The sequence below is a fragment of the Brachybacterium sp. SYSU DS0246 genome (assembly GCF_059391765.1).
This window is the reverse complement of record NZ_JBZXYT010000007.1, coordinates 83,437-104,776: the sequence shown is the minus strand read 5'-3', so window position 1 is coordinate 104,776 and position 21,340 is coordinate 83,437. Positions and strand designations below refer to the sequence as shown.

At 72.1% G+C, this 21,340-nt stretch carries 18 protein-coding genes; 9 read left to right on the top strand and 9 right to left on the bottom strand.

Going from position 1 to position 21,340, the window contains the following annotated elements:
* Positions 1 to 22: 22 nt before the first annotated feature.
* Complete coding sequence (locus AC5020_RS05215) at positions 23 to 1,075, bottom strand: iron-siderophore ABC transporter substrate-binding protein (RefSeq protein WP_464987473.1); 1,053 nt, start codon at positions 1,073 to 1,075, stop codon at positions 23 to 25.
* Positions 1,076 to 1,180: 105 nt separating this feature from the next.
* Between AC5020_RS05215 and AC5020_RS05210 the strand changes: the two genes are divergently transcribed.
* Genes AC5020_RS05210 through AC5020_RS05195 form a run of 4 tightly spaced genes read left to right on the top strand, consistent with a single transcriptional unit; the run spans position 1,181 to position 4,790 of the window.
* Complete coding sequence (locus AC5020_RS05210; protein WP_464987472.1) at positions 1,181 to 2,287, top strand: FecCD family ABC transporter permease; 1,107 nt, start codon at positions 1,181 to 1,183, stop codon at positions 2,285 to 2,287.
* On the top strand, positions 2,284 to 3,354 hold the full coding sequence (locus AC5020_RS05205; protein ID WP_464987471.1) for a FecCD family ABC transporter permease: 1,071 nt from the start codon (positions 2,284 to 2,286) through the stop codon (positions 3,352 to 3,354). The genes AC5020_RS05210 and AC5020_RS05205 overlap by 4 nt, the downstream gene beginning before the upstream one ends.
* Positions 3,347 to 4,297 carry a mechanosensitive ion channel family protein gene (locus AC5020_RS05200; protein ID WP_377019095.1) on the top strand — a complete coding sequence of 317 codons (951 nt, stop codon included), beginning with the start codon at positions 3,347 to 3,349 and terminating at the stop codon, positions 4,295 to 4,297. The genes AC5020_RS05205 and AC5020_RS05200 overlap by 8 nt, the downstream gene beginning before the upstream one ends.
* Positions 4,298 to 4,313: 16 nt before the next feature.
* Positions 4,314 to 4,790 carry a globin gene (locus AC5020_RS05195; protein WP_464987470.1) on the top strand — a complete coding sequence of 159 codons (477 nt, stop codon included), beginning with the start codon at positions 4,314 to 4,316 and terminating at the stop codon, positions 4,788 to 4,790.
* Between the two features lie 51 nt (positions 4,791 to 4,841).
* On the opposite strand, the gene AC5020_RS05190 is transcribed toward AC5020_RS05195, so the two are convergent.
* Positions 4,842 to 5,372, bottom strand: a complete 531-nt coding sequence (locus AC5020_RS05190; RefSeq protein ID WP_464987469.1) for an acyl-CoA thioesterase — start codon at positions 5,370 to 5,372, stop codon at positions 4,842 to 4,844.
* 68 nt (positions 5,373 to 5,440) lie between these two features.
* Between AC5020_RS05190 and AC5020_RS05185 the strand changes: the two genes are divergently transcribed.
* Positions 5,441 to 6,394, top strand: a complete 954-nt coding sequence (locus tag AC5020_RS05185) for an acyl-CoA thioesterase (protein ID WP_377019092.1) — start codon at positions 5,441 to 5,443, stop codon at positions 6,392 to 6,394.
* Positions 6,395 to 6,428: 34 nt separating this feature from the next.
* Here the strand turns inward: AC5020_RS05185 and glgP are convergent, their stop codons facing one another.
* Positions 6,429 to 9,020, bottom strand: coding sequence for an alpha-glucan family phosphorylase (gene glgP / locus AC5020_RS05180; protein WP_464987468.1), 2,592 nt, complete (start codon positions 9,018 to 9,020; stop codon positions 6,429 to 6,431).
* A gap of 283 nt (positions 9,021 to 9,303) precedes the next feature.
* Here glgP and AC5020_RS05175 point away from each other — a divergent pair, with 283 nt between their 5' ends.
* Positions 9,304 to 10,833 carry a hypothetical protein gene (locus AC5020_RS05175; RefSeq protein WP_464987467.1) on the top strand — a complete coding sequence of 510 codons (1,530 nt, stop codon included), beginning with the start codon at positions 9,304 to 9,306 and terminating at the stop codon, positions 10,831 to 10,833.
* A 171-nt stretch (positions 10,834 to 11,004) separates the two neighbouring features.
* Here AC5020_RS05175 and ettA read toward each other — a convergent pair whose 3' ends face one another.
* The 3 genes from ettA to AC5020_RS05160 form a co-directional block, all read right to left on the bottom strand.
* Entirely contained in the window at positions 11,005 to 12,687 is a 1,683-nt protein-coding gene (gene ettA / locus AC5020_RS05170) for an energy-dependent translational throttle protein EttA (protein ID WP_377019089.1), read from the bottom strand.
* A 161-nt stretch (positions 12,688 to 12,848) separates the two neighbouring features.
* Positions 12,849 to 13,550 carry an HAD family hydrolase gene (locus tag AC5020_RS05165; protein WP_464987466.1) on the bottom strand — a complete coding sequence of 234 codons (702 nt, stop codon included), beginning with the start codon at positions 13,548 to 13,550 and terminating at the stop codon, positions 12,849 to 12,851.
* A complete protein-coding gene (locus tag AC5020_RS05160; protein WP_464987465.1) occupies positions 13,547 to 14,680 on the bottom strand; it encodes a YlbL family protein in 1,134 nt (377 codons plus the stop codon). The genes AC5020_RS05165 and AC5020_RS05160 overlap by 4 nt, the downstream gene beginning before the upstream one ends.
* 114 nt (positions 14,681 to 14,794) lie before the next feature.
* Here AC5020_RS05160 and AC5020_RS05155 point away from each other — a divergent pair, with 114 nt between their 5' ends.
* Together AC5020_RS05155 and AC5020_RS05150 are read left to right on the top strand one after the other, a co-directional pair.
* The gene (locus tag AC5020_RS05155; RefSeq protein ID WP_377794352.1) at positions 14,795 to 16,375 is read left to right on the top strand and encodes a zinc-dependent metalloprotease; all 1,581 of its coding nucleotides are present in this window, start codon (positions 14,795 to 14,797) and stop codon (positions 16,373 to 16,375) included.
* Positions 16,365 to 16,958, top strand: a complete 594-nt coding sequence (locus AC5020_RS05150) for an NUDIX hydrolase (RefSeq protein ID WP_464987464.1) — start codon at positions 16,365 to 16,367, stop codon at positions 16,956 to 16,958. Before AC5020_RS05155 ends, AC5020_RS05150 begins: the two co-directional genes overlap by 11 nt.
* On the opposite strand, the gene AC5020_RS05145 is transcribed toward AC5020_RS05150, so the two are convergent.
* Positions 16,946 to 17,542 (bottom strand): M48 family metallopeptidase, encoded by a 597-nt coding sequence (locus AC5020_RS05145; protein ID WP_464987463.1) that lies wholly within the window; start codon positions 17,540 to 17,542, stop codon positions 16,946 to 16,948. The two genes, AC5020_RS05150 and AC5020_RS05145, sit on opposite strands and share 13 nt — an antisense overlap.
* 591 nt (positions 17,543 to 18,133) lie before the next feature.
* Here AC5020_RS05145 and AC5020_RS05140 point away from each other — a divergent pair.
* Positions 18,134 to 18,292, top strand: coding sequence for a DUF5679 domain-containing protein (locus AC5020_RS05140; protein ID WP_209901997.1), 159 nt, complete (start codon positions 18,134 to 18,136; stop codon positions 18,290 to 18,292).
* Positions 18,293 to 18,390: 98 nt separating this feature from the next.
* Here AC5020_RS05140 and AC5020_RS05135 read toward each other — a convergent pair whose 3' ends face one another.
* Together AC5020_RS05135 and AC5020_RS05130 are read right to left on the bottom strand one after the other, a co-directional pair.
* Entirely contained in the window at positions 18,391 to 18,696 is a 306-nt protein-coding gene (locus tag AC5020_RS05135) for a WhiB family transcriptional regulator (protein ID WP_464987462.1), read from the bottom strand.
* A 426-nt stretch (positions 18,697 to 19,122) separates the two neighbouring features.
* Entirely contained in the window at positions 19,123 to 21,282 is a 2,160-nt protein-coding gene (locus AC5020_RS05130) for an ATP-dependent DNA helicase UvrD2 (RefSeq protein WP_464987461.1), read from the bottom strand.
* Positions 21,283 to 21,340: the final 58 nt, after the last annotated feature.

Sequence of the window (21,340 nt, the reverse complement as noted above, 5' to 3'; positions counted from 1 at the left end):
GGCGGCCGAGGAGGCGCTCGGCTCAGGCGCCGAGCGCCTCCTCGATCTGGGGAACCATCTCCTCGAGGGCGTACTGCATCGACAGCACCGAGCCCAGCGAGTAGGCCGAGGCCAGGTCGCCGTCGATGACCAGGGCGCGTCCGTCGGCGACCGCCGGGATCTGCTGCCACTGCGGGTCCTCGGAGATCTCCGTGGTCTCGATGTAGATCGGGAAGGCGACGACCAGGTCCGCATCGAGTAGGTCGAGCTGCTCGGAGGAGATGTCGGCCGAGAAGCCGGAGGCGCCCGCCTCCAGCTCGGCCACGGACGTGGCCAGCACGAAGCCGAGATTCTCGAGGAACTCCACCCGCTCGGTGCCGTCGATGTAGGCGCCCCAGCCCTCGGAGGTGCGGGTCGCCGCCGAGACGCTGCGACCCTCCCACTCGGGGTGGTCGGCGGCGGCCTGCTCGAACTGGGCGTCGAGCTCGCTCTGGAGCCGCTCGCCCTCGTCGGGCAGGCCGAGCGCCTGGGCGATCATCTGCAGCTGCTGCTCGGTGATGGTGAGGTAGTTGTCGCCGCCGTCGGGCACGCCGACGGTGGTGGCGATCTGGCTCAGCCGGTCGTAGCGCTCCTGGTCCCCGGAGCTCTTCACGTCCAGGATGAGATCGGGTTCCAGCGCCGCGATCGCCTCGAAGGACGGCTCCAGGGTCTCGATGAGCGTCGGCGCCTGGTCGTACATCCCCTCGGCCCAGGGGCCGACGCCCTCCCCGCCGAAGGCCAGCCAGTCGGAGGCGCCGACGGGCTGGATGCCCAGGGCGAGCGCGGTCTCGGCATCACCCCAGCCCAGGGCGACGACGCGCTGGGGCGGGGCCTCGACGGTGACGGGGCCGAACTTGGTGGCGATCTCGGTGGGGAAAGCGCCTCCGCCGCCGTCCGACGCACCGGAGCCGGACCCCTCGCCCCCGCCCGAGTCGCTGCAGGCGGCCAGTGCGAGCCCCGTGCCTCCCGCGAGAACGGCCAGCAGGCCCCGGCGAGAGAGCCGCGGGCGCTGTGAGATCTGGCGGGACAGAGGGGTCTGAGAGAGCTGAGGGATCATGGTGGCTGCTCCGTGGGTGTGAAGGTGGTCCGGCACGAACCGTCGCTAAGGCTACCCTTACCTCAGCATGAGCCGACAAGCCCCCGACGTCTCCGGAAGCAGACTGTGAGCGGACCCTCCTCCCCCGCCCTCCCGCGGCGCCCTCGCCCCGGGACCGTTCCATCGCGCCCGCGGTCAGCCGTCGCGCTCGTCCTGGCCCTGGTCGCCCTGGCACTGCTGTGCGCCGCGAGCCTGTATATCGGGTCGCGCCTGGTCCCGCCCGCGACCGTCGGGCGGATCCTGGTCGATGCGGCCACCCACGTCGGCTCCGAGGAATCGGTCCAGCAGCGTGCCGACGCGCTCGGGATCGTCGTGCAGGACTACTCGGCCGTGGCCTCGCTCCGGGTGCCGCGCACGGTGATCGCCCTGGCCGCCGGCGCCGCGCTGGGCCTGGCCGGGGCGCTCATGCAGGTACTGACCCGCAACCCGCTCGCCGAGCCGGGGATCCTCGGCGTCAACGCCGGGGCGGCCTTCGCCGTCGTGCTCGCCATCGTGCTGGTGGGCGCCTCCTCCCCCGCGGCGTTCGTGGCGGCGTGCCTGGTGGGGGCCTTCGTCGCGACCTTGGCCGTGTTCACCATCGGCACCCTGGGCGCCGGCGTCATCACCCCGGAGCGGCTGACCCTGGCCGGGGTCGCGCTCGGTGCGGTGCTGGCCGGGCTGACCTCGGCCTTCCGCCTCTCCGCGCCGCGCGAGTACTCCATCCTGCTGATCTGGGAGAGCGGCGATCTCTCCCAGCGCGGCTGGGACACGGCCGCTCCCTCCCTGCCGGTCGCCGCGGCCGGCATCGTGCTCGCCCTCGCGCTCGCGGGTGCGATGAACGTGCTCTCCCTGGGAGAGGACATGGCGGCCTCTCTCGGCGCGCACGTCCAGCGCACCCGGATGCTCATGGTCCTCGCCATCACCCTGCTGGCGGGCTCGGCCACCGCTCTGGCCGGCCCGATCGTCTTCCTGGGTCTGATGGCTCCCCACGTGGCGCGCTGGACCGTCGGCCCCGACCAGACCCGGCTGCTGCCGCTGGCGGCGCTGCTGAGCGCCGCGATCATGCTGCTGGCCGACGTGCTCGCACGCGTGGTGCTGTGGCCCGGCGAGGTGCCCGTCGGCATCGTCACCGCGCTGATCGGCGCGCCGGTGCTGATCGTGCTGGCCCGGCGCCGACGAGCGAGCAGCATATGAGCGCCCCCGACGCCTCCGCACGCACCGGGGCCCCGCGCCGCAGACGCCACGTCCTCGTGTGCGCCGTGCTGACCGCGCTCGCCCTGGCCATCACCCTGGTCTCCCTCTCCCGCGGCGACTATCCGCTGGATGCCGGCCAGCTGTTCGAGGCGCTGACCGGCCGCGGGGACTTCGCCTCCACGATCGTGCTGCAGTGGCGGCTGCCGCGGTCGCTGGCGGCGATCGTCTTCGGGGCGGCGCTGGCGCTGTCCGGCGCGATCTTCCAGACCCTGACCCGCAATCCGCTCGGCTCGCCCGACGTGCTCGGATTCTCCACCGGTGCCTACACGGGCGTGCTGGTGCTGACGCTCGCGGCCGGCGGCGCCGCCTCGGGTGCGCTGGGCGGCGCTGCGACCATCGTCGGAGCCCTGGCCGGCGGCCTGGGCACCGCGGTGGTGGTCTACCTGCTGGCGCGGCGCGACGGCCTCCAGGGGTTCCGCCTGATCGTCGTCGGCATCGGGATCTCGGCCATGCTGCACGCGGTGAACGTGTGGATGCTGCTGCAGGCGCAGGACGAGGTGGCGATGGCCGCGAGCATGTGGGGCGCGGGATCGCTGTCGCTGATCGACTGGCCCGCACTGCTTCCCGTGCTGGGGCTGCTCGTGCTGGCGGTGCCGGCGCTGATCGTCTGCGTGCCGCTCATGGCCCAGCTCGAGCTCGGGGACGACGTGGCCACGGTCCACGGCGTCGGCGTGGAGCGGAGCCGCCGCCGGATCCTGCTGCTCGCCGTGATCCTGGTCGCGGCGGTGACCGCTCTGTCGGGCCCGATCGCCTTCGTCGCCCTGTCCGCGCCCCAGCTCGCCAAGCGCCTGGTGCGCGGGACCGGGATCCCGCTGGCTGCGAGCGCCGCGATGGGCGCCGTGCTGCTCGGAGGCGCGGACCTGGTGGCGCAGCACGTGCTGCCGACCGCGCTTCCCGTCGGCGTGGTCACCATCGTCCTGGGTGGGATCTACCTCGTGGGGCTTCTGCTGGCTCCCGCCCTGCAGACACGATCCAGCCCCGGGCGTTATCGTCAGGGGCATGCCTGACGAACCCCTCGATCCCGGTCGGCTGCTGGCTGCTCCCGGCGCCGACGAGGCCGTGTCCATCGCCGATTCCCTGATCCAGTGGGTGCTGACCAGCGGTGTCCGGATCGTGCTGATCCTCGTGGCGGCCGCGCTGGTCAGCCTCGTGGTGACGTGGCTGCTGCGGCGCTTCTTCCGCACCATGGTCGAGTCATCCTCGAAGCTGACGAACGTGGCCGGCGCGGTCGTCAAGCGCGACCCGCGCTCGCTGAAGGCCGCCCAGGCCCGCCGCGAGCAGCGCGCCGAGACCCTCTCGAACGTGGCCCGCAACGTGGCCCACATGGTCATCTGGGCCGTGGCGCTGGTGATGATCCTCTCCGAGATCGGCGTGGACATCGCCCCGGTGATCGCCTCCCTCGGCGTGATCGGCCTCGCCGCCGGCATCGGCGCCCAGACCATCATCCGCGACATCGTCGCCGGCATCGTGATGCTCTTCGAGGACATCGTCGCCGTGGGTGACTTCGTGGACATCGAGTACGCCAGCGGCACCGTCGAGTCCATCAACCTGCGGGTCACGCAGGTGCGCGCGATCGACGGCGTGCTGTGGACCGTCCGCAACGGCGAGATCATCCGCATCGGCAACATGTCCCGCGGCTACTCCAACGCGGTGGTGACCCTGGACATCGACGCCGGCGCGGACGACGACCGCGTCACCGAAGTGCTCGAGAAGGTCACCGGCGAGCTGGCGACGGACCCCGACTGGGTGGAGATCATCCAGAGCCCGGCGGACATCAGCGGCATGCTCGACGTCGACGGCAACCGCTACCAGCGCCGCATCATCATCCAGGCCGCCCCCGGCGAGCAGTGGACGCTCGAGCGCGAGCTGCGCGGGCGGATCCGCGTCGCCTTCGCCGAGGCCGGCATCGACTTCGCCATGCCCCGCTTCGGCGAGACCCTCAAGCCCTGATCGCGAGCACCCCGACATGACCAGCGAGCCCAGCGAGAGCACGCCGCCCAGCGAGAGCACACCGCCCGAGCCGGTCAGCTTCTACGAGGCCGTCGGCGGTCACGACACGTTCGTCGCCCTGGTGGACCAGTTCTACGCGGGAGTGGCCGAGGATCCGCTGCTGCGGCCGATGTACCCCGAGGAGGACCTCACCGGGGCGAAGGAGCGGCTGCGGACCTTCCTCGAGCAGTACTGGGGCGGGCCCAAGACGTACGGCGAGCAGCGCGGCCATCCCCGTCTGCGCATCCGTCACGGACCGTTCCCCGTCTCCCCGGCCGCCCGGGACGCCTGGCTGAGGCACATGCGCGAGGCGGTGGTGTCTCTCGAGCTGGCCCCGCAGCACGAGGAGACGCTGTGGGAGTACCTCGAGCGGGCGGCGCACTTCATGGTCAACACCGACGACGGCGGCGAGGCACCCATGTCGGGGCAGTCCGTGCCCACGCGCCTGACCTGAGGCGCACACCGCCGGGCTGCACGGATCGAGTCCGGCGGAGCGGCCGGCGCGTCAGTCGCGGAAGACCAGGGGCTGAGCGGCGAACTCCTGCAGGCGCCGACGGGAGTCGTCGTCCAGTCGCACCGGGGCGCCGCTGTCGGCGTCGACCATGACCACCACGGTGCGGGCGCGCGCATAGGGCGCCTGACCCTCGGGATCCTCGCGCGTGAGCACCAGGTAGTCCACGGACAGGCTCGCCCCGCCGATGCGGGAGAGCCACAGCCGCACCACCGCGCCGTCGCGCCGGTGCCCCATCGAGCGCACGTACTCGATGCGCTGGGAGGCGATCACGGTGCCGACCGCGGAATCGGTTCCCCCGCCCGGAAGCGCGGCCACCGGCGCCGGTGCCCCGAGGGCGATCTGGTCGTCGGGCGCCTTCCAGAAGGCGGCGATGCGCGCTTCCTCGAGCAGCCGCACCATCGCGGCGTTGTTCACGTGCCCGTAGGCGTCCAGGTCCGTCCAGCGGACGGCAACGGGGATGTCGATCGGCGACGACGCAGAGGAGGGAGCCGACGACGAGGACCGAGACGGAGAAGAAGCCATGGTCACCATCGTATGACCAGCGCCTCCGGTGACGCTCCCGCACACCGCAGCCCAGTACGATCGAGGACATGACCACGCCGTCCGCACCCGAGAATCCCCGGCACGATCCAGCGGCCGTCGCGTCGGGCCTGATCGACCTGCTCGATCTGCGCGCGATCGATCTGGATCCCGCCTTCGCCTCCCCCGCCACCGTCGCCGCCTACGAGGGCGACTCGTCGCCGCAGCCCGGCGGTCACGTCTTCGGCGGCCAGGTGATGGGGCAGGCGGTCACCGCCGTGGGCCGTACCGCCCCCGCGGGCCGCCGCATCCACTCGATGTACTCCTATTTCCTCGCCCCCGGGGATCCGGACCATCCGATCCGCTTCCAGGTCGACGCCCTGCGCGACGGCGGCTCGTTCTCGGTGCGTCGCGTCCTGGCCACACAGCCGGGCCGCACCGCCGAGGAGGGCGAGCGCACGATCCTGGCGATGACCGCCTCGTTCCAGGAGCAGCAGGAGGGACTCGAGCACCAGGAGCGGGCCCCGCAGGCTCCCGATCCGGAGGGCCTCCCCACCACGGCGGAGGTGCTGTCCGGGATCGATCATCCCGTCGCCCAGTACTGGTCCACCCAGCGCCCGATCGACATCCGGCACGTGACGGACCCGATCTACTTCCGGCCGGACACCAATGCGGCCGGCTCCGACGCGCAGATGGTGTGGATGCGCACGATCGCCCCGATCGAGGCCGAGCCGCTGCTGCACGATGCGATCCTCGCCTTCGCCAGCGACTACACGCCGTTCGAGCCGATCCTGCGCCGGCAGGGACTGAGCTGGATCACCCCGGGCCTGCGGATGGCGACGATCAACCACGCCATCTGGTGGCACCGCCACGTCGACGCCAACGAGTGGCTGCTCTACGTCCAGCGCTCGCCCTCGGCCTCCGGCGGGCGCGGCCTCACCCATGGTCAGGTGTTCGACCGGGCCGGCGACCTCGTCGCGACGGTGACCCAGGAAGGCATGATCCGCGTCAAGACCGGCGGCTGACTCCGCTCCCGCTGCCGGGACGGTGGACGCTGCCTCAGGCGGTGGCGACCAGTCCCAGCTCCGCGCGTGAGGACAGCACCGGATGCTGCGGGGTGACCCGCACGGTGTACCCCACGTCACCGGGGACGGTGAGCGCGAACCGGGCGGCCCAGCGACGATCGTCGGCGCGCTGCAGCGGGATCAGCTGGGGCTCGGCGATCTCGCCGTCCGGACCGATCGGCCCCAGCACCGCCTCGACCACCACGTCCTCGTCCCGCAGGCCGCCGAGTTCGATGTCGGCCAGCAGCGTGACCTCGCCGCCGGTGGCGACCACACCGCCCTCGTCCTCGCGCGCGCCCTCGAGCGCCACGTCGGTCACGGAGACCTTCGGCCAGGCCTCCTGGACGTCGGCCTTCCACGAGGTGAACGAGCCGGCCAGGGTCGGATCCGCGACGAAGGCCGAGGCCGCGCGAGCAGCCGGGAGATAGAGGTCGGTGACGTAGTCGCGGACCATCCGGGCAGCGGTGATCTGCGGGGCGATCTTGACCAGCGAGGAGCGGATCTTCGTCAGCCAGCCGTGCTGCATGCCCCGGGCGTCGCGCTCGTAGAACAGCGGCACGATCCGGCTCTCGAGGATCTCGTACAGCGCCTCGGCCTCGAGCCGATCACGCTCCGACTGCTCGGGGACGTGCGCGGTGGGGATGGTCCAACCGGCCTCGTCGTCCTTCATCTCGTCCCACCAGCCGTCGGAGATCGAGAAGGTGAGCCCGCCGTTGAGCACGGCCTTCATCCCCGAGGTCCCGGAGGCCTCCTCGGGTCGGATGGGATTGTTCAGCCATACGTCCGAGCCGGCGATCAGCACGGAGGCCATCCGGATGTCGTAGTCGGGCAGGAAGACGATGCGGTGACGGACCCCGTGGTCGTCGGCGAACCGGACCAGCTGCTGGAGGAACTCCTTGCCCGGGCGGTCGGCCGGGTGGGACTTGCCGGCGATGATGATCTGGACCGGGCGCTCGGGGTTCAGCAGGATGCGCCGCAGCCGCTCGGGGTCCGAGAGCATCAGCGTCAGGCGCTTGTAGGTCGAGACCCGTCGGGCGAAGCCGATGGTCAGCGCGTTGGGGTCGAGGATGTGATCGGTCCAGGCCAGTTCGGCCTCGTCGGCCCCTCGGCTCAACCAGGAGTCCTTGACGTGGGTGCGGGCCATGTCGACCAGGTCCGCGCGCAGGGTGTCGCGGGCCTCGGTGAGTTCGTGATCGGTCAGTGTCGCCAGGGCGCTCCAGTCGCTGAGGGAGGAGACGTCCACGTCGCCGAGGGCCTTCTTGAACAGGTCGTCCATGGGGGCCGAGGTCCAGGTGCGCCGGTGGACGCCGTTGGTGACCGAGCCGATGGGGATCTCGGGGACGTCGAAGCCCGGGTAGAGGTCCTGGAACATCGCGCGGGAGACGGCCCCGTGGAGCTCGGCCACCCCGTTGGCACGCTGAGCGGTGCGGAAGCCCAGCTGGGCCATGTTGAAGATGTCTCCGCCCTCCTCGATGCCGAGCGCCAGAGCGGCCTCGACCGGGAGCGAGGGGATGAGATGGGAGATGCCGTTCTGGTCGGCGCCGAGGTAATGGCGCAGTTGGCCCGCCTCGAACCGGTCGATGCCGGCCGGCACCGGGGTGTGCGTGGTGAACACCGTGCCGGCACGCACCTCGCTGACCGCCTCGGCGAAACCGGCGCCGGACTGCATGAGCCGGCCGACGCGCTCGAGTCCGGAGAAGCCGGCGTGGCCTTCGTTGAGGTGGAACACGCTCGGGGCGGGGAACCCGGTGGCCGCGACGTAGGCGTCCACGGCGCGCACCCCTCCGATGCCGAGCACGATCTCCTGGACGATCCGGTGCTCGTGATCGCCGCCGTAGAGCCGGTCGGTGATCTGGCGGGCCTCGTCGTCGTTGACCTCGACGTTGGTGTCCAGCAGCAGCAGCGGGGCGCGGCCCACCGATGCCTGCCACAGGGCGATGGCGACCTCGCGGTCCCCGGGCAGGGTCACCGCGACGCGCAGCTGCTGCCCGTCGGCGCCGCGGACGGGCTGGACGGGGAGCTGATCGGGATCGTTGAGGCGGTAGTTCTCCTGCTGCCAGCCGCTGCGGTCCAGCGACTGCGAGAAGTAGCCCCACTGGTAGAGCAGGCCGACGGCGACCACCGGCACCCCCAGGTCCGACGCGGACTTCAGGTGGTCCCCGGCCAGGATGCCGAGGCCTCCCGAGTAGATCGGGAGCGTCGGGGTGATGCCGAACTCCATGGAGAAGTAGGCGACGGCCGGGGTCCCGGCGGCGGAACCCGGCGCGGACCCGGAGCCCGATCCGGGCACGGTGCGCTGGAACCAGCGACCGGAGTCGAGGTAGGTGCGCAGGTCGCCGACCTCGGAGCGCATCTTCGCGAGGAAGGACTCGTCACGGGCGGCTTCGGCCAGGCGGCCGGCGGGGACCCGAGAGAGCATCCCGATGGGATTCTCCCCACTGGCGGCGAACGCCTCGGGGTCCAGCGAGCGGAACAGGTCCAGGCACTGGCGGCGCCAGGTCCAGCGGAGGTTGAAGGCGAGTTCGCGCAGAGGCTCGAGAGCGGCCGGGAGCTGAGAGGACACCGTGATCGTGGAGATCGGCTTCATGCCTGCACGGTACCGGAGATCCGAGCGCTCGCTTGCACCCCTCGTGCGGCCCCCGTCGTCCCCGCCCGACGGCATTCCAGCGCTGCGGCCTGCAGTGATACTCGCAGAGCCGGTGGCACGACCGCAGCGATCGGATCCGCGACTGCGCGCCTGGCACGAGTCCTCTGCCCGTGCCGGGGCGGCCCCCGGGGCCAGTGACGAGCCGCCGGCGGGCTCCGCCTGCGAGAATGGATCGGCATCGCGGGGCGAGGCCGTCTCTCAGCCGAACACGTGGAGGGGACCGATGGGGAGCGACACCCGGACCGGGGAGATCCCGGAGGACACCGTGGACCTCCGGGAACGACACGACCCGGTGCGCACACTCCTGCGTGCTGCCGCGCGCGGCGAGCAGGGCGCCGCCGCCTCCCTGGTGGACGTGCTGGCCCCCCGCATCCATGGACTGGCGGTGCATGTGACCGGCTCCTCGGCCCGGGCCGAGAAGCTGACCGTCTCGGTGCTGCGATCCTGCCTGGCCGACGCCGGCGAGCTCGCTGCGAGCGGCCTGCCCGGCGACGTCGCCGTGCTGGACCGTGCCCGGCGCGCATGCGTGGCCACTCGCCCCAGCGGCGACGTCCGCTCCCTGGTGGCGTCGGACCCCGCCGACGAGCGCACCCGCGATCGCCGGGAGAACGAGGTCCTGCGCGTCCTGTTGAGATTGCCGGCGAGCCACCGTGCTCTCGTCGAATCCGCTGCCCAGGGGCGCTTCGACCACACCGGGAGCCGGCGCTCGGAGGCGGCCGAGGTGCTCGCCGGAGTGCTGGATCAGCTGGTCCCGCTCGGCGGACCGGTCCACGCCGAAGCGCCGACCCTCTCCGCGCTGGACGCACTGGCGCTGGCCGATGAGAGTGAGCGCCGGCGGCTGCAGGAGCTCAGCAGCTCCCCCGCGATCTCCGCTGTGCGCCGCCATGCCATCGAGGCCGCGGCCCAGTTGACCCTGCTGACCGCGATCGTGCCCTCCCGTGATCTGCGACCGCCGGTGCTGGAGGGGTTCGGGCCGGGGCCGCAGCCGCAGCCGCAGCCGGAGCCTGCGTATCGCGGTGACTACGCCACGCCGGTGCTCGGCACCGACTCGCAGCGCCGCGTCGTCGGCCCGCCGGCGATGCCCGGCTCCCTCCACACCATCTCCGCGGCCTCGTCCGCCTCGCCGCAGACGCCCACCACGGACGCCGCGCCCCCGGGCGACGATGCCCGGTCGACGCCGGCGCCCGCCTTCAGCTTCCGTGACGGCGGCTCCCCGGCGGCCCGAGGAGCCTCGGGCAAGCGCCCTCGGCCGGAGCACGGTGACCGGCCCGCCCCGCGCGGCGTCCCCTGGTTCTCGCGTGCGATCGCGGCGCTCGCGCTGATCGGCGCTCTGGTGCTGGCGTGGTTCCTCCTCGACGCGCGAGGGGAGCTCGCCGCCGCGCACGAGTTCACCTCGACCTGGACCGAGCTCAGCGTCGAGCCCGGGGCCCTGCTCGTTCCCGGCCACAGCGACAACGGCAGCTGGCAGGCCGTGATCACCGCGGACGCCATCGCGCTGCGGGCCGAGGGCGTCTCGGGCTATGAGGGCGAGGTCCTCCAGCTGTGGGGCGAGCAGGACGGGGTGCCGACGGATCTCGGTGTGCTCGAGCTCGGCCGCGACGGGCTGGTGCGCGCCACCCTCGCGGACACTGCCGAGAGTCTGGTCGTCACCCGCGAGATGGCACCGCGGAACAGGTCCGGCACGCCGTCCGAACGGGTCGTGGCGAACCTGGATCCGGATCTGACCGCGGATCCGGCGCCGCTCGGCGACTGACGGCCGCTCCTCGTGCGGCGATGAGTGGGCCGACGGCCGGTGGACGGGCCGTGGACCCGATGCACCGGCCGACGGACGACGGCGCCCGGCGGTGCGGTCCCCGCAGGGACGCACCGCCGGGCGCCGTGGTCTCGGCCTCGTGGACCGCAGTCCCTCGCGGGTGCCGCGGAGTCAGTCGCGCGTCAGGCGACGGTAGGTCACCCGGTGCGGGCGGGCGGCGTCCTCCCCGAGTCGCTGGATCTTGTTCTCCTGGTAGGCCTCGAAGTTGCCCTCGAACCAGTACCAGTTCGCGGGGTTCTCCTCGGTCCCTTCGTAGGCCAGGATGTGGGTGGCCACGCGGTCGAGGAACCAGCGGTCGTGGGAGACGACCACGGCGCAGCCGGGGAACTCCAGCAGGGCGTTCTCCAGCGAGCCCAGCGTCTGGACGTCGAGGTCGTTGGTGGGCTCATCGAGCAGCAGCACGTTGCCGCCCTGCTTGAGGGTCAGCGCCAGGTTCAGGCGGTTGCGCTCACCGCCGGAGAGCACCCCCGCCTTCTTCTGCTGATCCGGGCCCTTGAAGCCGAACTGGCTGACGTAGGCGCGAGAGGGGATCTCGACCTTGCCGACCTGGATGAAGTCCAGCCCGTCGGAGACGACCTCCCAGAGGTTCTTCTCCGGATCGATGTTCTCGCGGTTCTGATCGACGTAGCTGATCTGGACGGACTTGCCGATCTTCAGCTCACCGCCGTCCAGCGGCTCCAGGCCCACGATGGTCTTGAACAGCGTGGTCTTGCCGACGCCGTTGGGACCGATGACGCCGACGATGCCGTTGGGCGGCAGGGAGAAGGAGAGCCCGTCGATGAGCACGCGCTCGCCGAAGCCCTTCTTCAGGTCCGTGCCGTCGATGACCTGGTTGCCCAGGCGCGGCCCCGGCGGGATGGTGATCTCCTCGAAGTCGAGCTTGCGGGTGCGCTCGGCCTCCGCGGCCATCTCCTCGTAGCGGGCCAGACGGGACTTGGACTTCGCCTGACGCCCCTTCGCGCTGGAGCGGACCCACTCGAGTTCGTCCTTGAGCCGCTTGGCCAGCTTGGCGTCCTTCCGGCCCTGGACGGCGAGCCGCTCCTCCTTCTTCTCCAGGTAGGTGGAGTAGTTGCCCTCGTAGGGGTAGAGGTGGCCGCGGTCGACCTCGGCGATCCACTGGGCGACGTGGTCCAGGAAGTACCGGTCGTGGGTGACGGCGATGACGGCGCCCTCGTACTGCTGGAGGTGCTGCTCCAGCCACAGCACGCTCTCGGCGTCGAGGTGGTTGGTGGGCTCGTCCAGCAGCAGCAGATCCGGCTTCTCCAGCAGCAGCTTGCACAGCGCCACGCGGCGCTTCTCGCCGCCGGAGAGGTGGGTGACGGGCTCGTCGCCGGGCGGGCAGCGCAGCGCATCCATGGCCTGCTCGAGCTGGGAATCCAGGTCCCAGCCGTTCGCGGCGTCGATGTCGGTCTGCAGCGTGCCCATCTCGGCCATCAGCGCATCGAAGTCGGCGTCGGGCTCGGCCATCTCCTCGCCGATGGCGTTGAAGCGCTGGACCTTGCGGAACAGGTCGCCCAGCCCCTCCTGGACGTTCTCCAGGACGGTCTTGGACTCGTCCAGCGGGGGCTCCTGCAGCAGGATGCCGACGCTGTATCCGGGCGAGAGGCGGGCCTCGCCGTTGCTGGGCTGATCGAGCCCGGCCATGATCTTCAGGATCGTCGACTTGCCGGCGCCGTTGGGGCCGACCATGCCGATCTTCGCGCCCGGGTAGAAGCTCATGGTGACGTCATCGAGGATGACCTTGTCGCCCACGGCCTTGCGGGCCTTGTACATGGTGTAGATGAACTCTGCCAACTCGTTGTCCTGTTCGGAGGGTTCTGTGCGGAGGAATTCGGGGATCGGCCGGCGCGCCGCAGCTCGGCGCCGCACGGGACGTGTCGCGGTGTCCGACTCTACCCGCATCGGGTCGAGCTCTCCCCGGTGACGGTGAGCCGTGCCACCGGTCGCCGTGGGGCTCAGTCCAGCGGGACGCCGCGCTCGGTGAGCACGCGACGGGCCATGGTCGCCCCGTGCTCGGGCGGCTCCGACCCGGCGGGCGGCTGCTCGCCGTTGCGGGGCCACAGGTGCGCATCGATGCCCAGCGCCCGGGCCGCCTCGACGTTCTCGGCGCGGTCGTCGAAGAAGACGACGGCCGAGGGGATCGACACTCCCCCGGTCTCGTGGGCGAGCACGTCCAGCAGCACCTCGTAGATCTCCCGGTCGGGCTTGACGGCCCGCTCCTCGCCGGAGATCACGGCGAGCGTGAAGGCCTCGAACCAGTCGGTGCGCCGCACCGCCTCACCGAAGGCCTGGGAGGCGTTGGACAGCAGCGCCAGGCGCACCCGGTTGCGGGCGAGATCGTGGATCAGCGCCCGGGAGGCGGGATCCAGCTGCAGGAAGTAGCGGTCGTCGGCGTCCTGGAGCTCGGCGACCTCGTCATCGCTGAGCTGGTCGATGCCGGCCGCGGCCGCCACGGCGCTCCAGTACTGCGACGGCGTGCTCGCGCCGCGGTCGTAGGCGGGGCGTCGTTCCCACAGCTCCCGGCGCACGGCCTCGATGTCGCCGCCGAGGAGGTCGTGGACGTCCGGGACCGGGTCGTGCCCGGCACTGAGAACTCCTCCGAAGTCGAAGACGACGGTCGGTTTCGGCGGTGTGCGGCGTCGGTTTCGCTTGCTCATCGGTCCTCGTGGTCCTCACAGGTGGGCAGGCCGTCGGTGGTGCCGGTCTCGGCGATCGTCTCGGTCGCCTCCAGCGCCTCGTCGAAGGTGGACACGGCGACGACCTCGAGCCCGTCGGGCTCATAGCCCACCACCTGATCGCAGTTCTCCGCGGGGGCGAGGAAGTACTCGGCGTCGGAATCGTGGGCGCCGACCATCTTCTGGCGGATCCCGCCGATGGGGCCGACGGCGCCGTCGGCCGAGATGGTGCCGGTTCCTGCAATCTCGTGGCCGCCGGTGAGGGCGCCCGGGGTGAGTTCGTCGTAGACGGACAGCGAGAACATCATGCCGGCGCTGGGGCCGCCGATCTCCCCGACGCCGATCTCGACGTCCATCGGGAAGTCGTAGCCCTTGGCGAGGACGACGCCCATGCGGGGCTCTCCCTCGACCATCTCGGTGGGGACCTCGAGGTCGGTCTCCTCCCCGTCGCGCCGCACGGTCACCGCCACGGGCTCGCCCTCGGGCGTGGCGGCGGCCAGCTCCTGGTAGCCGGCGACGTCCTCGGCGCTCTCGCCGCCGATGGAGACGACGACGTCCCCGGGCTCGAGGACCCCGTCGGCCGGGGTGCCCTCCTCGACGCCGGCGATCATCACCACGGGCTCGTAGTCGACCCCGACCTCGTCGAGGGCCACGGCGACGGCTCCCTGCTGCGACGTGCTCATCGAGACGGTGTTGGTCAGGGTCGTCTCTTCACGGGTCTGGCCCTCGGGGAAGAGGAGTTCCCGCGGCATCACGGACCGGGTGCGGTCGAACCAGGAGGCGACCACCTCGACGGGAGTGACCCGGTAGCCGGGACCGCCGTCGACGGAGACGGTGGTCATCATCAGCGATCCGTCCGTCGGGTGGGTCTCGGTGCCCGTGATCTCGAGGACCTGCTCGTCCTCGTACTCGCCGAGCACGTCGATCGCCGGGCCGGGTCGTTCGATCACGTAGGGCACCGGCATCAGGGAACCGCCCAGGATCATCAGGCACAGCAGCGCCATCGAGACCAGGGCGAGCCGCGGGCGGGCCAGCTGGGCGTCGTCGACCGAGCGCGAGATCGCCGAGCGGACCCGCTGGAGGCGGGCAGGCCGGGGCTGGTCGTCAGTCACCCGGACATTGTGCCCCACGCTCCTCGTCCCTCCCGCGCTTCCCGCTCGCCCCCGTTCCCCACTCACCCAGCCGCGGTCGATACGCTGGACCTTCACGGACTGCTGGAGGTGGCCATGAGCGACGAGCCGAGCCCGGGAGGACCCGGGGACATGGACGAGGAGGCGCTGAAGCGCTTCTTGAAGGAGACGTTCGGGGACGCCCTGCCCGAGGGTGCCCTGGACGGACTGGACCTCTCGGCGCTGGCCGAGCAGGCGCAGCTGCCGCAGGATCCGGCCCAGCTGCGGGCGGCGGCCGCCCAGATGCAGCACCTGTTCGCCGCCCAGGGAGACAATCCCGTGAACTGGGACATGGCCGAGGACATCGCGCGCCGCACCGCCGCGGGCATGGCCGGCATCCCCGGCACGCCGGAGCCCGCCGGCACGCCCGGCGACCCGAACCCCAGCGAGTCGCAGATCGAGGACCTGCGCCAGGCGGCGCAGGTGGCGCGGCTCTGGCTGGATCCGGTGATCGCGATCGACGTGCCCGCCCATGAGCTCGGCGTGTTCAGCCGCGGCACCTGGCTGCACCGCACCCTGCCGCACTGGAAGACCATCGTCGAGCCCGTCGCGAAGTACATGGCCGGCGCCATCGGCGAGGCGATCGCCTCCCAGATGGGCCAGGACGGGGAGCTCGGCGGACTGGGCGAGGCCGGGATGCCGATGCCGGGTGACCCGGCCGCGATGATGGAGCGGATCGGCGGAACCATGTTCGGCGTGCAGTTCGGTCACGCCATCGGGTCCCTGGCGCGGGAGGTCTCCGGCACCACGGACCTCTCGCTGCCGCTCGGCCGCGAGGGCGAACCGGCCCTGGTCGCCAACAACGTCGAGGACCTCATCACCGCGCACGGCCTGGACGCAGGGGCCGCCCGGATCTTCCTGGCCGCCCGCGAGCTGGCCCACACCGCACTGTTCGACGCGGCGCCCTGGCTGGGCAAGGCACTGTTCTCGGCGATCGACGACTACGCGCGCGGGATCACCCTGGATCTCGACGCCCTCGACGAGATGGTGCGCGGACTGGATCTCTCGGACCCGGAGGCGCTGCAGGCCCGTCGCCCCGAGGAGATGTTCGTCTTCACCCGCCGGGCCTCCCAGGAGCGGGCACTGGAGGAGCTTGCCACCACCCTCGCCCTGATCGAGGCCTGGGTCGACCACGTCACCACGCGCGCCCTCGAGGGCAAGCTGCCCGAGCTCGAGGCCATGCGCGAGGTGCTGCGCCGGCGCCGGGCCGCGGGCGCTCCGGCCGAGCAGATGCTCTCGCGCACCATCGGCATCGAGCTGCGTCCCCGCCGCGTGCGCGAGGCGCTCGCCTGGTGGGACAGCGTGCTGGCGACCGAGGGCGAGCAGGCCCGCGAGAGCAAGTGGGAGCACCCCGACCTGCTGCCGACCGCCGAGGTGCTCTCCGGGCGTCCGCAGGCGCCGCAGCCGGCCGCAGAGGACGAGGCCGAGGCCCTGGCCGACGTGGACATCCCCGCCGACTTCGACGCGGAGCTGGAGCGCCTGCTCTCGGACGTCCGCGGCAGCGGTGAGGCGGCGGGCACCGACGGCACAGCCCCGCAGGACGACGCCGGGGAGGTCGACCGGGAGGACGACGGCAGCGGCGGCGACGGCGAGTCCGGCGACAGCGGGACGGACCCGGGCCGGCCCGATGCCCGCTGAGAGCGCTCGCACCGAGCTCGGTCTCGCCCGCGAGGCCGTCTCCGGTCCGGAGGTCGCCGAGGACTACCTCGCACTGCTGGGGTCCGAGCCGCGGGCGCTGTACCGCGACGGCGGACCCCGCCACCTCACGGCGAGCGCCGTGGTGATCGACGCCCCCGCCGAGCACGTCGCACTGGTGTGGCACCGCAAGGGACGATTCTGGGTCCAGCCGGGCGGCCACCTCGAGCAGGGCGAGACGAGCTTCGAGCAGGCCGCCCGCCGTGAGATCGCCGAGGAGATCGGCCTGACCGTTCTCGAGCGCGTCGGTGCGGGGCCGGCCATGCTGCACCGTCACCGGCTCGATGCGGCCTTCGGCGCCTGCAGCGAGCACTGGGACGTGCAGTACCTGCTGCGCGCCCCGGCCCCGGCATCCGAGCTGCCGCTGACCGCGAGCGAGGAATCGCCCGAGGTCACCTGGGCCCCGTGGCCGCTCGTGGGCGAGGGGCCGCAGCGCTCGAGCGCCGCCCTGCCCGAGGGCACCGTCACCGACCTGCCCGGCACCCTCGACGGCCTGGCCCCGTTCGTGGCGCGCTACGCCGTCTGATCCGAGCGGCCCGGGGCCTCGTCGACGTCGCCGCCGACGGGCAGGTTCTGGGCCCAGGAGACGCCGTCGAGGAAGCCCTGGGCCTTCTCCGCCTGCGGATAGCGGTTCATCAGCGCGCGGAACTCCGGGCCGTGCCCCGGGACCAGCAGGTGGACCAGCTCGTGCATGAGCACCGAGCGCACCACGAAATCCGGCATCCCCTCGAGGTTGTGCGACAGGCGGATCGTGGCATCAGCGGGGGTGCATGACCCCCAGCGCTGGTTCTGACGTGTGGACCAGGTCACCGAACGGGGCCGGGCACGGCCGTCGAGATAAGCCTCACTGAGCTCCTCGGCCATCGCCGCCAGGGACGCGTCGCTGCGGCGCGCCGGGGCGGAGCGGGCCTCCTTGCGGCTCAGCTGGTCGATCATCTTGCGGACCCAGTCGCGCTCCTGACGACGGCTGAACGACGCCGGGATCGCGATCACCAGGTCCCCGTCGCGGCGCGTGATCGAGACGGTGCGGCGCCGGCGCTGCGAGCGCCGCACCAGCACCCGCTCCCCGCGCGGCCCGGTGACGTGCTCGTGCTGGACCAGATCGTTCATGGACACCAAGCCTGGCACGTCCGGTGACCAAAAAACTTCGTCCACACCTGTGCGCCGTGGAAGTGCTCGTCACAGCGTCGTGACCGCGGTGGACGGACCGTCCTCCACACTGGCCGCACCGCCACGGCACGGATGTCCACAGACCCTGGCGAGTTGTCCACAGCCGGTCCCCCGGACTCCTTTGACCCGCCCGGTGCGCAGGGGCTAGGTTTCCCTGCACGTGGGACCCCGGGATAACTAGCAGGACGCACACGGGGAAGGTGCGCGTGGTGCTGAGCGCCCCCGGGGCCCCACGGCCCTCCAGGCCATCCTCACCTGCGTCCGGGCCTTACGATGTCGGCTCGTCGCGCGCACTTCCTCGGCTCCGCGGAGCCCCTTGAACCCGAAGCGCGCGACGGGCCGACCCGGCCGGCGAGGTCCTCCGGATCGTCGTCCGGAGCGGTGACGAACCCGTCCCGGGCCTGCGCCGGCCCCCCTGCTCGGTTCGTGCGGCCCCCTCGCCCCCGTTACAGTGGATCGATCCCGGCCTCGCGGCATCCGCGGCGCGTCCGGGGAACCGAACACCACCGACGATTCTTACGAGGAGCGGATATGGCCGACGAGACCTATGCCGGAGAGTTCTACTGCGTGAAGTGCCGCGAGAAGCGGGAGGCCGAGGGCGACGTCGTCGTCTCCAACGGTCGTCGTATGGCCAAGGCCGTGTGCCCCGAGTGCGGCACCAAGCTGAACCGGATCCTCGGCAAGGCCTGATACGGACCGGCCGGTTCGACCCGGCGCACGACGAGGGGCGAGGCACCGCAGCGGTGCCTCGCCCCTCGTGCGTCCGGGAACGTCGGTCAGCACGCCGTTCAGGCGGCGTCCTCGCTCCGGTCCGGCTCGCGGTTCTTGCGGGGCCGCCCGCGGCCGCGCTTGACCGCGATGATGCGGCCGGACTCGAAGATGGCGCCGCCCCACACGCCCCAGGGCTCAGCGCGCTCCAGGGCGCCCTCACGGCACTCCTGGATCAGCGGGCAGCCGGCACACAGGGCCTTGGCCCGCTCGAGGTCGGCGGGCCGCTCCGAGAAGAACAGGTCGGCGGCGTCGGCGTCGTGGCACGGCAGCATGTGCGCCGCCGTGGTGACAGGGCTGGGGAAAGTGGTGAAAAGAGAAGTCATCGTCTCGCTGCTTCGAAGATCGTCGGGGACGAGCCCGTGAGGGCGAAGGTGCGGCGGCGGTGCCGCACCGTGCAGCGAGAAGTGGTCTCGTCAGCTGGAAGCGGTCACCGTCGGGGCGAAGGCCCGTTCGCGTGGCAGAAGGGTGGGCGCGCCGATGTGGCCGCCGTACTCCGCGAGATTCCTGGTATCGATCACGGATCACACCCCCTTTCTGCTGCGCGTTCCCCGGTGTCCCGGGTCACGATGCGGACGATTGACGATGATGAGTCTACACACGGCCCGGCGATCGCACATCTATTTTTTGGCCTGCACTTTCGCTCGCTCGGGCCCGGGTCGAGGCGCCGGCGGGGCTGATTCTCGCGGCCTCCCCCGCTCAGGATCCCGTCCCGCTCCAGGACTCCTCCCGCGGGACGGGGACCGTCCGTCTCACGACGTCTCTGACGACTTCTCGGCGTCGCCCGTCTCGGCGGCCAGCAGCTCGAGGAGCTCGCCGCCGAAGGCCTCGACCTTGGCAGGGCCCACGCCCGGCACCTCCAGCAGCTCCGCCCGGGTGCGCGGCCGCCGCTCGGCGATCGCCTCCAGGGCCGCATCGGTGAGGACGGTGTACGCCGGGGCACCGCTGCCGCGGGTCCTCTCCCGCCGCCAAGCCCGCAGGGTCTCGATCAGCGTGTGATCGGCCGTGGCCGGGCAGCCCTGGTGGCGGCCGATCCGCTGCTCGCGGGGGCTGACCAGTCCCTGCCCGCACACACGGCACTCCGCATAGACGGTGGCGCCGCGCCGTCCCGTGCGCCGGGGGCCGGCGCCGGGAGCCGTGCTCGGGGCGTCGGGATGCTCGAGGACCCCGTCGAGGAAGCGGGAGGGCTTGCGGGACCCGCGGGCCCCCGGGGTGCGTGCGGCGGACCAGCTCACGGTGAGCAGGTCCCGGGCCCGCGTGAGGGCGACGTAGAACAGTCGCCGCTCCTCCTCGATCTCGGCGGCGGTGCGCGCCATGGAGATCGGCAGCAGGCCGTCGCTGGCGCCGACCACGTGGACCACCGGCCACTCCAGACCCTTGGCGGCGTGCACGGAGGCGAGCGTGACGCCGTCGACGACGGGGGCGGACTGGGCCTCGGCGCGCTCCTCGAGCTCGCGGACCACATCGGCCATGGTCGCCCCGGGACGGGAGGTGATGGTGTCGGCGAGGGAGACGAGCGCGTTCAGGGAGTCCCAGCGGTCCCGGACAGCGCCCGTGGTCTCGGGGGCCTTCTGCGACCAGCCCTGCTGGGAGAGGACGTCGCGCACGGCGCGGGCGGGGTCGAGCTGCTCGACGCGGGTGGCCGCGCGCAGGGCCACCATGGCCCGCCGCACCTCCTGGCGCTCGAAGAACCGGTCCCCGCCCCGCACCAGATAGCCGATGCCGCGAGCGGTCAGCGCCTGCTCGAAGGCCTCGGACTGGCTGTTGGTGCGGAACAGGATCGCGACGTCGGCCGCCGGGCGGCCCTCGGCGACCAGGGCCGCGATGCGGTCGGCGACGCCGTCGGCCTCGGCGGGATCATCGGCGAAGGACTCCACCACCGGGGGCGGGCCCGCCTCCCGCTGGGAGACCAGGGTGAGGCGGCTGTCCCGCGTGCGGCCCCGGGCGCCGTCCAGCACGGTGTTGGCCATCCGCACGATCTGCGGGGTGGAGCGGTAGTTGCGCTCGAGCCGGATGGTGCGGGCACGCTTGAACTCCCGGGGGAAGTCGAGCAGGTACGAGGCGCGGGCCCCGGCGAAGGTGTAGATGGTCTGGGCGGCGTCGCCCACCACGCAGACGTCGTCGCCCGAACCCAGCCAGAGGCGCAGCAGGGTGTGCTGGAGGGCGGAGACGTCCTGGTACTCGTCGACCACGTAGTGGCGGTACTGGCTGCGCACCTCGCGGGCGACGTCGGCGCGCTCGGTGAGGAAACCGACCATGTGCAGCAGCACGTCCTCGAAGTCGATGACGCCGCGCTCCTTCTTGACCTCCTCGTACTGGGTGAGGATGCGCGCGATGGAGCGGGAGTCGAAGCCGGAGACCCCGGGGCGCTTGGCCGCGGTGGCGGCCTCCGGATAGGACTCGGGGGTGAGCATCGAGACCCGGGACCATTCCACCTCGGCGACGATGTCGCGCAGGGCGGCGCGGTCCACGCTCATGTGCATCCGCTGGCAGGCCTCGCCCACCCCCGGGAACTTGTTGGGCATGATCTCCGGCATCCCTCCGCCGACCACGCGCGGCCAGAAGTGGCGCAGCTGACGCAGAGCGGCCGCGTGGAACGTGCGGGCCTGGACGGCGGGAACCCCGAGATCACGCAGCCTCGAGCGCATCTCGGCGGCGGCCTTCGCGGTGAACGTCACCGCCAGCACGTGGCGGGGATCGAGCTGACCGGTCGCGACGCCGTAGGCGATGCGGTGCGTGATCGCTCGGGTCTTGCCGGTGCCCGCACCGGCCAGCACGCACAGCGGGGTGCCGAAGCTGCGCGCGACCTCCTGCTGCTCCGGGTCCAGCGCCGCCAGGATGCTCTCGGCATCGGGCGGCGGGGCGGGAGCCGAGGGCGTCTCGTGCGCTGCGGACTGGGGTGGGTGGGTCATCACCACTCATCCTGCCAGCGGGAGCCGACGGATCGCTGCCCGGTGTGGACGGTGGTGC

Coding starts and splice junctions, on each gene's coding strand:
- AC5020_RS05215 (WP_464987473.1), bottom strand. CDS start 1,075: ATGATCCCTCAGCTCTCTCAGACCCCTCTGTCCCGCCAGATCTCACAG.
- AC5020_RS05205 (WP_464987471.1), top strand. CDS start 2,284: ATGAGCGCCCCCGACGCCTCCGCACGCACCGGGGCCCCGCGCCGCAGA.
- AC5020_RS05200 (WP_377019095.1), top strand. CDS start 3,347: ATGCCTGACGAACCCCTCGATCCCGGTCGGCTGCTGGCTGCTCCCGGC.
- AC5020_RS05195 (WP_464987470.1), top strand. CDS start 4,314: ATGACCAGCGAGCCCAGCGAGAGCACGCCGCCCAGCGAGAGCACACCG.
- AC5020_RS05190 (WP_464987469.1), bottom strand. CDS start 5,372: ATGGCTTCTTCTCCGTCTCGGTCCTCGTCGTCGGCTCCCTCCTCTGCG.
- AC5020_RS05185 (WP_377019092.1), top strand. CDS start 5,441: ATGACCACGCCGTCCGCACCCGAGAATCCCCGGCACGATCCAGCGGCC.
- glgP (WP_464987468.1), bottom strand. CDS start 9,020: ATGAAGCCGATCTCCACGATCACGGTGTCCTCTCAGCTCCCGGCCGCT.
- AC5020_RS05175 (WP_464987467.1), top strand. CDS start 9,304: ATGGGGAGCGACACCCGGACCGGGGAGATCCCGGAGGACACCGTGGAC.
- AC5020_RS05165 (WP_464987466.1), bottom strand. CDS start 13,550: ATGAGCAAGCGAAACCGACGCCGCACACCGCCGAAACCGACCGTCGTC.
- AC5020_RS05155 (WP_377794352.1), top strand. CDS start 14,795: ATGAGCGACGAGCCGAGCCCGGGAGGACCCGGGGACATGGACGAGGAG.
- AC5020_RS05150 (WP_464987464.1), top strand. CDS start 16,365: ATGCCCGCTGAGAGCGCTCGCACCGAGCTCGGTCTCGCCCGCGAGGCC.
- AC5020_RS05145 (WP_464987463.1), bottom strand. CDS start 17,542: ATGAACGATCTGGTCCAGCACGAGCACGTCACCGGGCCGCGCGGGGAG.
- AC5020_RS05140 (WP_209901997.1), top strand. CDS start 18,134: ATGGCCGACGAGACCTATGCCGGAGAGTTCTACTGCGTGAAGTGCCGC.
- AC5020_RS05135 (WP_464987462.1), bottom strand. CDS start 18,696: ATGACTTCTCTTTTCACCACTTTCCCCAGCCCTGTCACCACGGCGGCG.
- AC5020_RS05130 (WP_464987461.1), bottom strand. CDS start 21,282: ATGACCCACCCACCCCAGTCCGCAGCGCACGAGACGCCCTCGGCTCCC.